Here is a 12,164-nt window from a genome sequence, read left to right on the forward strand (position 1 = left end):
CGCATCGTCACTTCCCGTTTCCTCTGTTCGCAAACGCAGCCAAGCCAAGCTTGGCATCCGCACTCGTGAAGGTGCGCTGACCGAGCGCGGCCTCCACGCGAAATGCCTCTGCGAGCGGCAGGTCCTGAAGCGTCAGCGCCGCTTCCTTGATGGTCTGGATGGCGACCGGACTCAGTGCCGCGATCTTGGCTGCCATCTCATAGGCCAGCGGTTCGACTTGATCGGAATCGACAACCCGGTTGACGACGCCTTTGGCAAGCATGTCATCCGCGGAAAAGCGCTCTACCGTCAGCATGATCTCCATGGCATGCGCGTAGCCGATCTGCCGGACCAGGCGCACGAGCGTGCCTCCCGCCGGCACGAAACCGTGCTTCGGTTCGGGCAGTTGAAAGACAGCGTCGCGCGCCGCGATCCGGATGTCCGTCGCCAGCATGATCTCGAACCCGCCGCCCATGCACATGCCGCGAATGGCGCTGATGACCGGCTTATAGAATCCGGGAAACTTGATGTGCGCCGGATCCCAGGCAGAGATGTCGATCGTGTCCGCCGCAAGTGCAGGAATAGACTCCCGGAGGTCAGCACCGACGCAGAAGGCGCGATCGCCCGCACCGGTCAGCACCACGGCCCGGATCTCATCGTCATCCTTGATGGCGTGGAATGCGCGGCCGAGGTCGTCATACATGGCGAGCGTCAGCGCATTCATCTTGTCCGGCCGGTTGATCCGGACCGTTGCCACGTGACTGTCCTTGGTGAAATCAATCGCCATCAGATCGCTCCCGACGCCTTGAGACGCGCCAGTTCGGCCGCCGTGACATCCGCCAACCGGGAGAGAACCTCTGCATTGTCCTCGCCAGGCAGCGGCGCTTTTTCGAACGACATCTGTCCCGCACCGGATAGCTTGATCGGCAGACCGAACATGCCGATCAGCTTTCCGGCGATCGGAACGTCGACGATCATGTTACGCGCAGCGATGTGCGGGTCTTCCACCACTTCGGCGATGGTCTTGATGGCGCTGAGCGGTATCTTGTCGCCGGCCATCTCCTCGAGTTCGGCCTTGGTGTAGTTCGCGAACCAGCGTTCCAGCAGCGGCTTGACCCTGGTCTCTGCCACCGCGTGATCGAACCGCTTCTCCATCGTATCGATGGCAGGATCTTTGGCCTGTTCCGGCTCGCCGAACAGCGTGCAGGTAATCGCCCAGAACTTGTCGGTGTAGCCGCCGAAGAAAACGTAACCGTCCTTGCAGGGAAACTGGCCATAGGGCCGAACGAACGGATGATCGTTGCCCAGTGGCGAGGCGACTTCTTTCTGCGCGGTGTAACGGACCACGGCGTTCTCGGTCAGAGTCAGCACGGAGTCTTGCTGAGACACATCGACCACCTGACCGACGCCGGTCTTCTCCGCCTCTCGCAATGCTGCGAGCGTTCCGATAGCCGCATAGAGGGAAGCGGCGAGGTCCCCGATGATCGTGCCGACGCGAACGGGCGGCATGTCGGCATAGCCATTCATCGACCACAGCCCGCCGGCCGCCTGCCCCGTATTGTCATAGGCCGGCTTGGATGAATTTGGACCTGTGCGACCGAAGCCACTGATAGCGGTATAGACGAGCCTGGGATTGAGTTCGCGCAGCACCTCGTAGCTGAGGCCAAGCTTGTCCATGGTGCCGGGACGGAAGTTCTCGACGAGGATGTCGGCCTTCTGCACCAGCTTCTTCAGCAGGGCCTTGCCATCATCGGATTTCAGATTGAGCGTAATGCCCCTCTTGTTGCGGTTGAACTGTGTGAAGAAGGCGCTGAGTTGCTCATCGTCGTTGCCGACGAAGGGTGGAAAGGTCCGCGCATAATCCGGCTCTCCGGGATGCTCCACCTTGATCACGGTGGCACCCAGGTCTGCGAACAACATCGAGCAGAATGGACCTGCGACAACACGCGTGATGTCAAGCACCGTCACGCCCTTGAGAGGACCGTTGCGCTCCTTGAGCCCACCTATCTTTTCTGCTGTGTTCACATCATCCTCCCAGTCCATACGAATATCCGCCGACAACATCGGCACGCATGGTTTTCGTACAAGAGCATGAGTATCGAAGATACATTTTCATACCCGCCGGCCGTGCAGGCGTGATGCCTGCACGAAGTTGCGTTGCACAAAGTGGCGTTAGAACGCCTCCACTTCTACGAACGCAGCTTCTCGAGAACTTCCTTGGCGCGATCAACACGCACGTCGTGATTGGCGGCGAGCGCGACGGCGACCATCTCGATCTCGTCACCGGTGGCGCCGGCGACGATGGCGATGTTGCGCGCATGCAGTGCCATGTGCCCCTTCTGGATGCCTTCGGTGGCCAGCGCACGAAGCGCGCCCATGTTCTGCGCCAGACCGACGGCAACGGCGACTTCCGCCAGCTCCTGCGCACTCTGCACGCCAAGTATCTTCAGGGCCGCTCGCGCAGCGGGATGGGTCTTGGTGGCACCGCCGACGAGGCCGAGCGCCATCGGCATCTCAATGGTGCCGACGAGATTGCCCTTGCCATCGATTTCCCAATTGGTGAGCGAGGTGTAGCGGCCGGAGCGCGAGGCCCAGACATGGGCGCCGGCCTCGATGGCGCGCCAGTCATTGCCGGTGGCGACCACGACGGGATCGATACCGTTCATGATGCCCTTGTTGTGGGTCGCAGCGCGGTAGGGATCGACGATCGCAAACGCGCAGGCCTCGACGATGCCGCGGGCGATCCGCTCGCCGCTGTATTCGTCGGTCTTCAGCGCTTCCGGTGTGACGCGCACCATGGCACGCGCGATGCGCAGATCGGCATAGTTCGACAGGATGCGCAGACGCACGGTTCCGCCTGTGATCTTCTCGATCAGCGGCGCGACCGTCTCCGCCATCGTGTTGACGGTGTTGGCGCCCATGGCATCGCGCACGTCGACGATGAGATGCACGGCCATCATCGGCCCCACCGGCGTGTCTTCGAACACATGCACCTCGACGTCGCGGCAGCCGCCGCCGAGCGAGATCAGCACCTTGTCCTTGGCATTGGCCGCCTCGATGATGGCATCGCGCTCACGCAATACGCGGGCGCGGGCGCCATGCACATCGGTGACACCCAGCACCTGCACCTGCGCACGCATGATCGGCGCGGAGCTTGAGGTCTGGAAACCGCCGCATTTGCGAACGATGCGCGCCATATAGGACGCCGCGGCCACCACCGACGGCTCCTCGACCGCCATCGGAATCAGGTAATCACGGCCGTTCACGGTGAAATTGGTGGCGATACCGACCGGCAGTTCGAACGTGCCGATGACATTCTCGATCATGCCATTGGCGAGTTCGAGCGGCAGCGCACCGGGGCCGAAGGCCGCGCGCTCGGTATCACCGAGCGAGGTCGCGTCGATCACACGGTCCAGCCTTTCGGCAGGCGCGAGATTGCGCAGATTTTCCAAACGCGAATAGATCTTTCCGGGCTGTTCGCCCGACTTCGAACCGGCCATTGCGGCGCCTCCCACACAGGGTCTTCTGTTGGCGGCACGTTAGGCATCCGCGGATGACGTCCGAAAGAGACAGTTCTGAAATATTGTCCTAGACTGTACCCATGGCGATATGACCTCTGTATTCGCGGATGCAGCATTCTTCCGTGCAAATGAGCGCAGACCAGGTCCATCTGCGCGAAGACATGAGACTGGACGATTGAATTCAATCTTGTCGCTCTTGGAGAAAGGTACGGTTCCGATGGACCGTCCAGCACTGCACCTGGAGGCATTGCTTGACCGCTTCTCGTGAGCCGTCCGACCGCGGCACAACGCTGGCCGAGACTTTGGCCGGCCGGTTGCGTGTGCAAATCCTCTCCGGCGCATTGCCGGAAGGCAACCGCCTGCCCTCGATCAGAAAGGCCGCCGGGGAATTTGGCGTGTCGAAGAACACCGTGGTCGAAGCCTATGACCGACTGGTGCTTGGCAATCTCGTCGCGGCAAAGGCAGGCTCCGGTTTCGTTGTCATCTATCGCGGCGATGATGGCGGGCGACCGAAACACGTGAGCGAAGCCGTCGACATCGCATCGCTGCTAAGTGCCCAGCTCTCGCAGAATTTCGAGATCCGCGTCGGCGACGGACGGCCGCCGGCTTCGTGGACGGAGCAATCGGAGATCAAGCGCCATCTGAGCGGGACCGGACGGATCCTGCCGGCCGCCGCTGACGCCTATGGCTCCGCGCTCGGATTCCTGCCGCTCCGACAACAGATCGCATTGCGGCTGCAGGCCCAGCAAATCGCGGTGAAGGAAGACGGGCTTCTGCTCACATTCGGAGCCAATCACGCGCTCGACCTGATCATCCGCGCGATGCTGTCGCCTGGCGATACAGTGCTGGTGGACGAGCCCGGCTATTATCCTCTGTTCGCAAAGCTCACGCTGGCGCAGGTTCGCATCGTCGGCGTTCGCCGCCTGGCGGATGGGCCGGATGTCGACGACCTCGCCGCAAAGATCCAGTCGGAGCGGCCGAAGCTGTTTTTCACGCAGTCGCTTGGCCACAATCCGACCGGAGGATCGATCACGCTGCCCGTGGCGCATGCGGTGCTTCAGACGGCGATGCGATCGAACCTCGTGATCGTCGAGGACGACCCGTTTGCCGATCTGCCGATGGCGGTGAACAGCCGGCTGGCGACGCTCGATCAGTTGAACAATGTGATCTCGATCGGAACCTTTTCGAAGACGCTGTCGGCGAGCCTGCGATCGGGCTTCATCGCGGCCCGCAGCGACCGCATCGCGACGCTGGCCGAATTGAAGATGCTTACCACCGTCAACAGTTCAGGCCATGTGGAGCGACTGCTGCACCGGCTGCTCGCGGACGGCCACTATGAACGGCACCTGAAGCGGCTGGGACAGCGGAGTGAAGCCGCCATGGGCCAGGTGCGCGCCAATCTCGTGCGCGGCGGACATCCGCTCTATGCCGACGCACGCACGGGCTATTACCTGTATCTGCTGCTGCCGGACGGAATCGACGATATGGCGCTGGCGCGCGAAGGCGCGAAGGACAGCATCTTCATCGCGCCGGGAAGCCTGTTCTGCCTCGACAAGAACAGTCCGCTAGCACGGGCGATCAGGATCAATGTGTCGCGGGCGGACAATCCAAAATTCTACGAATTTCTGCTGCGCCGGTTGCAATAGACGCCACGACGCCTTCAGGTCGCTTCCTCGGTATAGGGGGCCAGTACGTCGAGCAGATCCCGGCCCCGCGCCGGGGTCGGCTCCACCAGCGCGCGGTTGGCGACCGAGTCCAGATGCGAATGCATCAGCGACATCGCCTTGTTGGCGTCGCCGTCCTGAAGCGCCTCGATGATCGCGATATGCTCGCTGATGCCGCATTCCGACGAATGCGGGCGACTGAACAGCGACAGTGTCAGACAACAGCGATAGGCGATCTCGCTGACATAGCGGACCAGCACCGGGCTGTTGGTCATCGACGCCAGCATGATATGAAATTCAGTCGCCAGGCGAATGGACACGGCGTTCGGCCCGTCATGCGCCTCGCGCTCCGCCTCGACATGCGCCTTGAGGCGCGCGATCTGGCTGCTGCTGAGCTTGCCGGCGATCTTGCGGACGATCAGCCGCTCGAGATCCATCCGGATGTCGAAGATGTCGCGCGCGTCCTGCCAGCTCGGCGTCACGACCACAGCGATGCGGTTACGTCGCAGCTCCACAAGCCCCTCGGACGCCAGTTGCCCGAGTGCATAGCGCGCAATGGTGCGGCTGACGCCAAAGCGCTCACCCAAGGAGTCCTCGGGAAGCTTGGCGCCGGGTTCCAGAGCCTGCTCGATGATCGCCCGCCGCAGCGCGCGGCAGATCATCCCAACCTTGTCTTTTGAATTCGGCGCTTCTGGCATTCAGATCGAACCTGTCGCGATTTGGGCATTCTCGGCCGTGCCCGAAGTGCATGCAATCGAGGAGAGTGACTGCCCAATAATTCCTCAGGGAATGGCGAGCGAACATAAAATGACAACGTTTCGCCCCGGACTCAAGTGGCACCCCAATTGCATGCACTTATTGCCATGACAAGTATGCAAGAAAATGGACCCACCGAGGGCCAACGCAGACCGACCGCCGTTGAACTGTCAGCGACCTCGGTAACGTTCGGCCGCGGCCCGACCGCCACGCCGGCGCTTGCGGAGACGAACCTTATCATCCCCGACGGCGAATTCCTTGCCCTTGTCGGCCCCTCCGGCTGCGGAAAGTCGACGATCCTCAAGCTCGTCAGCAATCTGCTCCGCCCGACCACCGGCGTCGTCATCGTTGGCGGGCGTGAGGTCGCCGCCAAGGCATTGCGGATCGGCATGGCCTTCCAGAACCCGACCATGCTGCCCTGGCTGACCATCGAGCGGAACATCATGTTGCCGCTCAAGATCGTGGAGCCGTTCCGGTCGGAGTATCGACAGAAGCGCAAAGGCGAATTTCGCGACAAGGCGCATGCATTGCTGGCCCAGGTCGGCCTCAAGGACTTCGGCAACAAGTATCCCTGGCAGTTGTCCGGCGGCATGCTGCAGCGGGCCAATCTGTGCCGCGCGCTGATCCATGAGCCGCGTATGTTGCTGCTCGACGAGCCGTTCGGCGCGCTCGACCAGTTCACCAAGGAAGAACTCTGGTCGATCCTGCAGAGCCTCTGGCTGCAACACAAACCGACAGTGCTGCTGGTAACGCATGACCTCCGCGAAGCCGGCTTCCTGGCCAGCCGCATCTGCGTGATGAGCGCACGACCGGGCCGCATCCTCGACGACAGCCCGGTGGACTTCCCGCGCCCGCGCACCATCCCCATGACTTTCGAGCCTGATTTCGTCGCACTCAATCAGCGCCTGCGTGAATTCATCGTCAACGCCCGGAGCAACGCTCCCGAAGCGCAGGAGGCATAGGTCATGAGTGTAGGCCTGCGTCAGAAACTCTGGTCGTTCGGACTGATCGTCATCTTCTTCGCCGGATGGCAATTATTTTGCGCCATGTCGGGCGTGTCGGATCTGGTTCTTCCGCGCCCGACGGAAATCATTGCGACGCTGATCGCGCGCTTCCCGATCCTGTGGCCGCATATTCTACAGACTCTCGGCACGACCATGGCCGGCTTCGTGCTTGGCGTCGGTCTCGGTGTCGTGCTGGGCGCGGTCATCGGCGTCTCGAAAGTCGCCTATGACACCGCTTATCCTCTGCTGGTCGGCTTCTCGTCGATTCCAAAAGTCGCCGTCGTGCCAATCTTCGTTCTCTGGTTCGGCTCGGGCTCCGTGCCTGCGATTCTTACCGCGCTGTCGATCTGCTTCTTCCCCATCGTCGTCAATATCGCGACCGGCCTCGCTACCACTGAACCGGAGCTGGAAGACGTGCTGAAGGCACTCGGCGCCAGCAAGATGGACATTCTCTGGAATGTCGGCCTGCCGCGCACCATGCCGTTCTTCTTTGCCTCGCTGAAAGTCGCGGTCAGCTACGCCTTTGTCGGTGCCGTTCTGGCCGAGACCGTCGCGTCGAATCGCGGCATCGGCAATGTGATGATGAGCGCATCGTCGAACTTCAACGTCCCGCTGGTGTTCGCCTGCCTGTTCATTCTCGCGATCCTTGGCGTGGCGCTCTACGTCATTTTCTCTCTGATCGAGGCGCGTGTGACCGGCTGGGCCACACGCAAGAACGATCTCGTTGCCACCTAATCCACCCACATCAACCAGGAGAATATCATGTTGAAGAGATTGACCGCCCTCGCAGTCGGCAGCGTCCTGCTCACAGGCTCTGCCTTCGCTCAGGAGACGACCATCAAGTTCACGCTGGGCTGGAAAACCCAGGGCAGTGATGCGGCATTCTTCTACGCGAAGGACAAGGGCTACTTCAAGGAAGAGGGCCTGAACGTTGTCATCGATCAGGGCGAAGGCTCGGGCGCAACAGTGACCCGCATCATGTCCGGCGCCTGGGACGCTGGCTTCGGCGACGTCAACGCCATCATCCAGAACTCCTCGACGCGCCCACAGGACGCGCCGGTGATGGTCTATATGATGTGGAACCAGCCTCCCTTCTCGATCGTCACCAAGAACACCAGCGGCATCAAAACGATCAAGGATTTCGAAGGACACACGCTGGGCGGCGCGCAAGGCACGCCGACGACCCGTCTGTTGCCTGTCTTCATCCAGAAGAACGGCCTTGCGGCCGACAAGATCAAGGTCACGAACATGGCTCCCAATCTGCAGGAGCCGATGCTGATCAAGGGCGATATCGACGCCGCGCTGGTGTTCAACATCACCAGCTATTTCAACCTCGTCCTGAACCGTCAGGATCCCGAGAAGGATTACAAGTGGTTCTCCTTCGGTGAATTCGGCCTCGACCTGTATTCCAACGGCGTGATGGTGTCGCAGAAGCTGCTAGCCTCGAATCCCAAGGCCGTTGCCGGTCTGGTCCGCGCCATCAACAAGGCTAACATCGCCGTCGCCAAGGATCAGAATGCCGGCATGGCTTCGGTCGTCGCCTTCGACAACCTCGTCGATGTCCCCGTCGAGAAGCGCCGCCTGCAGTATTCTTTCGACAAGCTGATGGTCTCGCCCGAGATGAAAGAAATCGGCGTTGGCGACATCAAGGATGACCGCATGACCCGTGCCATCGGCATGGTCGTCGAAGGTTACGACTTGAAGCGCACCCCGACCCCGAAGGAAGTATTCTCGCGCGAATTCCTGCCGGCGCGCGGGGATCGCGAACTGGTCTATACGGCGAACTAAGGCTTGCACGCGGATGAACGGGATCCTGTCTGCGACGAATATTTTCACCGGCGCAGATCGAGGCCTCGTGCCTCAGGCCAGCATCCACCATGCGGATGGCCTGATCACGAGCGTCTCGGCCGGCGCGCATATTTCGCCGCAGACAAATCACCTGATCATCCCCGCACTGGTCAACGCCCACGACCACGCCCGGCCGTCCATGACATCCTTCGGCGCATCGAACATGCCGCTGGAATCGTGGATCGTCCGCTCGGCATTCGGCACGCCGCCAGATCCCTATCTCGTCGCCGCTGTCTCGCTCGCCCGTGCGGCGCGTGCAGGCTGCGGCGGCGCGATGATTCATTATACCCGGCCGAGCGGCAAGATGCCGATCGTCGATGAGTCGATCGCAATCGCAAAGGCCGCGAGCGATGTCGGCATCCGGCTGGCCTTCGCGCTGGCCGTACGCGACCAGAACCCGATCGTCTATGGCGATAGCGCCGACGTGCTTGCCGCATTGCCCGAAGACGACCGCAGCACGATCCAGGACATGTTCGTTCGTCCGAGCCCGACACCATCGGAATATCTCGACCGCGTCGAAGCCATTCATGCCGCCATCGCCGGTCCGATGATCGATGTGCAATACGGTCCGGCCGGCGTCCAGTGGTGCTCGTCTGTACTGCTCGAAGCCATTGCTGAGCGCTCCGCGACGACCGGCCGGCGCGTGCACATGCATCTGCTCGAGACCATCTATCAGCGGCAATGGGCCGACCGCGCTTTTCCGAGCGGCATTGTGCGCTATCTGAAAGACATCGGCCTGCTGTCGAACCGGCTCACGCTGGCGCATTGTATTCATGCCCGGCCGGACGAACTCGATATGATCGCCGAGTCTGGCGCAACCATCGTGACGAATTTCAGCTCCAATCTGCATCTGCATTCCGGCCTCGCTCCGATTGCCGATGCGCATCGCCGTGGCTGCCCGATCGCCGTCGGCATCGACGGTGTCGCCCTCGACGAGGACGATGATGCGATCCGCGAAATGCGTCTCGTGCAGATGGCGCATGACGGCCTCGGCTTCGACCGCACATGGAGTCGTGCGGAGTTTCTCACGCTCGCCGTCCGCAACGGCCGGAAGTCGATCGGCGCGCCGGGATCGGGCATGCTCGCCGCCGGAGAAGCCGCTGATTTCGTGACACTCGATATTGGTCAGCTCGACCGCGATGCCATCATGCCGGTCGATCCGATCGACATGCTGTTTGCGCGCGGCAATACGAGCTGCATCCGCGATGTCGTGGTCGACGGGCGCACCATCAGCCGCGATGGCAAGCCGACCGGCGTCGACCTAGAGGCCATGGAGACCGAGTTGCGCGGGCTCTATCGCAAGAGCGTGCCCCAGTTCAAGGCGTTCGAACGCGCCTGGGCACCGTTCGAAAGCGCCGTGTCGCACTGGTTCCGGCAACAGGGGTGTTGCTAGCAGCGGGGGCGCTGCTAGCTCACCAAACCTTCAGCGGCTTCAGTTCACCTGACGTTTTTCCAGCTTTCGTGCCAGCGTGCGGCGATGCATGCCGAGGCGGCGCGCCGTCTCCGAAATGTTGAAATCGCTCTCCACCAGCGTCTGGTGGATGCGTTCCCATTCCAGCGTCTTGATCGAGGTCGGACGTTCCGTGAGCGCCACTTGCACATCGCCGGTCGCCTTCTGAAACGCTTCCTCAATATCGTCGGTGTTCGAAGGCTTGGCGAGGTAATGACACGCGCCGAGCTTGATCGCCTCCACCGCCGTGGCAATGCTGGCATAGCCGGTGAGCACTACGATCAGCATCTCAGGGCTCAGCGCATGCAACGCCTCGACACAAGCCAGGCCCGAGGCTCCGCCGAGCTTGAGATCGACCACCGCATAGCCCGGCACCTTGTCGCCGAGCACCTCGGTCAAGGTCTCGAAGCCCTCGGAATGCAGCACGGTGTAACCGCGACGCTCGAACGATCGCTTCAGCGTGCGCGCGAAACCCTCGTCATCCTCGACAATGACCAGCAGACGTTCATCCGACATGTTTGCGCGCTCCAATCGCGAGGGCGGATAGTGGTAGCGACAACGTCACGAGGGCACCGCCCACAGGACGATTCTCCGCCACCACCGTACCGCCCAATTTGCGGACGGCATTGACCACCAGAAACAGACCGAGCCCGCGCCCGGACTGGCCCTTACTTGAATTATAGGGCTTGCCGAAATTCGCCAGCATCTCCTTGGCGAAACCCGGTCCCATGTCGCTGACCTTCAGCACCAGCGAATCGCCATCGCGCTCGATGGCGAGGCGAACCCAGAGCGGCGATACCTCGTTGGCGTTATCGAGCACGTTGAAGATCATCTGCTTCAACGCCGAGTCCGACACAATCGGCATGTCCTCGCCGAAGCGATTCTCATAGACCAGCGTGTTGATCGAGCGCGCGCCACGCCAGTCCTCGACCAGTTCGCCGAAGAAGCCGTTGACGGTCGTCACAACCGGCGCCTCGCCGCGCATGTCGCCCGCTGACATGAGAATGCCAGTGACGATCGACTTGCAGCGCTGCACATCGGCCTGCATCTCGCTGATCTCTTCCATCAGCTCCGGGTTGCCTGCAAGTTCCGGCATCCGGCGCCAGTCACTGAGGATCACCGACAGTGAGGCCAGCGGCGTACCGAGTTCATGCGCCGCGCCGGAGGCGAGCAGACCCATACGCACAATATGATCCTCCTCCGCGGCCTGCTGACGCAGCGCTGCCAGACCCTCGTCGCGCTCGCGCAGGTTTTCTGCAATGCGGGTCATGAAAACGACGATCAGCGCCGCGTCGAGCACGAAGCAGATCAACATGCCGATGATGTGCAACTGGAACAGATCGTTGCGCAGCGCGTCCGGCAGATCGAGGGGGCGATGAAACACGATCAGCCCGGCGAAGCACAGACAGGCGACAACAACAACGACCCAGGTCGAGCGGCCGTTCAGCAACATCGCCCCGAGCGTAACCTGCAGGAGATAGAGCGATATGAATGGATTTGTGGCGCCGCCGCTCAGATAAAGCTGGGCGGTCAGCGCCGCGACGTCGAGCAGCAAAAGCAGAAGCAGTTCGCGGTCACGCGCGTCAGTCTGCTGGCGCAACCACTCCTGGCTGATGACATTCAGGAATACTGAGCCGCACAGCACCATGACCATGGCCATCAGTGGTAGCGAAATGCCCATCACCAGATGCACCAAGCCGATGGTCAGGACCTGCCCGACCACTGCGATCCAGCGCAACTGGATCAGCAGATTGATGTTCTTGATATTGGTGGTCTCGTCGAGCGGCAGAGCCGGGACTGCAACGGGTGTGGTGACACCCGTCGCGTCGACTGGTGACGCGGCAACCGCGCTGACGCCAGTGACGTCTGGTGTGCCCACCTTGCTCTCTGCTCCCAAACCCGGCATCTGGCCCCGTCAGCTTGATCGGCCGGCCTGAATCGG

General features: G+C 61.8%; 11 protein-coding genes. 5 read left to right on the top strand and 6 right to left on the bottom strand.

The annotated features are described in order from the left end of the window. Positions 1–7: 7 nt before the first annotated feature. The 3 genes from AB7828_RS20250 to AB7828_RS20260 form a co-directional block, all read right to left on the bottom strand. Complete coding sequence (locus AB7828_RS20250) at positions 8–766, bottom strand: enoyl-CoA hydratase/isomerase family protein (RefSeq protein WP_441231007.1); 759 nt, start codon at positions 764–766, stop codon at positions 8–10. Beyond that, positions 766–2,004, bottom strand: a complete 1,239-nt coding sequence (locus AB7828_RS20255) for a CaiB/BaiF CoA transferase family protein (RefSeq protein ID WP_441231008.1) — start codon at positions 2,002–2,004, stop codon at positions 766–768. Before AB7828_RS20255 ends, AB7828_RS20250 begins: the two co-directional genes overlap by 1 nt. A gap of 164 nt (positions 2,005–2,168) precedes the next feature. After that, a complete protein-coding gene (locus tag AB7828_RS20260; protein WP_441231009.1) occupies positions 2,169–3,479 on the bottom strand; it encodes a hydroxymethylglutaryl-CoA reductase, degradative in 1,311 nt (436 codons plus the stop codon). Positions 3,480–3,751: 272 nt separating this feature from the next. On the opposite strand from AB7828_RS20260, the gene AB7828_RS20265 reads away from it, so the two are divergent. Beyond that, a complete protein-coding gene (locus AB7828_RS20265; protein WP_441231010.1) occupies positions 3,752–5,146 on the top strand; it encodes a PLP-dependent aminotransferase family protein in 1,395 nt (464 codons plus the stop codon). 14 nt (positions 5,147–5,160) lie between these two features. On the opposite strand, the gene AB7828_RS20270 is transcribed toward AB7828_RS20265, so the two are convergent. Beyond that, positions 5,161–5,862, bottom strand: coding sequence for a GntR family transcriptional regulator (locus AB7828_RS20270; RefSeq protein WP_439074237.1), 702 nt, complete (start codon positions 5,860–5,862; stop codon positions 5,161–5,163). Positions 5,863–6,027: 165 nt separating this feature from the next. Between AB7828_RS20270 and AB7828_RS20275 the strand changes: the two genes are divergently transcribed. From AB7828_RS20275 to AB7828_RS20290, 4 genes are all read left to right on the top strand, one after another. Beyond that, a complete protein-coding gene (locus tag AB7828_RS20275) occupies positions 6,028–6,882 on the top strand; it encodes an ABC transporter ATP-binding protein (RefSeq protein WP_441231011.1) in 855 nt (284 codons plus the stop codon). A gap of 3 nt (positions 6,883–6,885) precedes the next feature. Next, on the top strand, positions 6,886–7,659 hold the full coding sequence (locus AB7828_RS20280) for an ABC transporter permease (protein ID WP_441231012.1): 774 nt from the start codon (positions 6,886–6,888) through the stop codon (positions 7,657–7,659). A 27-nt stretch (positions 7,660–7,686) separates the two neighbouring features. Continuing rightward, entirely contained in the window at positions 7,687–8,712 is a 1,026-nt protein-coding gene (locus tag AB7828_RS20285; protein ID WP_120287570.1) for an ABC transporter substrate-binding protein, read from the top strand. A 67-nt stretch (positions 8,713–8,779) separates the two neighbouring features. Continuing rightward, positions 8,780–10,165: an amidohydrolase family protein gene (locus AB7828_RS20290; RefSeq protein ID WP_441231013.1), complete on the top strand. Its 1,386-nt coding sequence runs from the start codon at positions 8,780–8,782 to the stop codon at positions 10,163–10,165. Positions 10,166–10,204: 39 nt separating this feature from the next. On the opposite strand, the gene AB7828_RS20295 is transcribed toward AB7828_RS20290, so the two are convergent. Both AB7828_RS20295 and AB7828_RS20300 read right to left on the bottom strand, forming a co-directional pair. Then, positions 10,205–10,738 carry a response regulator transcription factor gene (locus AB7828_RS20295; RefSeq protein ID WP_231078731.1) on the bottom strand — a complete coding sequence of 178 codons (534 nt, stop codon included), beginning with the start codon at positions 10,736–10,738 and terminating at the stop codon, positions 10,205–10,207. Beyond that, positions 10,728–12,011, bottom strand: a complete 1,284-nt coding sequence (locus tag AB7828_RS20300) for an ATP-binding protein (RefSeq protein WP_441232284.1) — start codon at positions 12,009–12,011, stop codon at positions 10,728–10,730. Before AB7828_RS20300 ends, AB7828_RS20295 begins: the two co-directional genes overlap by 11 nt. Positions 12,012–12,164 lie beyond the last annotated feature (153 nt).

It is taken from the genome of Tardiphaga sp. 215_C5_N2_1, assembly GCF_052076055.1.
GTDB classification, from domain to species: domain Bacteria; phylum Pseudomonadota; class Alphaproteobacteria; order Rhizobiales; family Xanthobacteraceae; genus Tardiphaga; species Tardiphaga robiniae.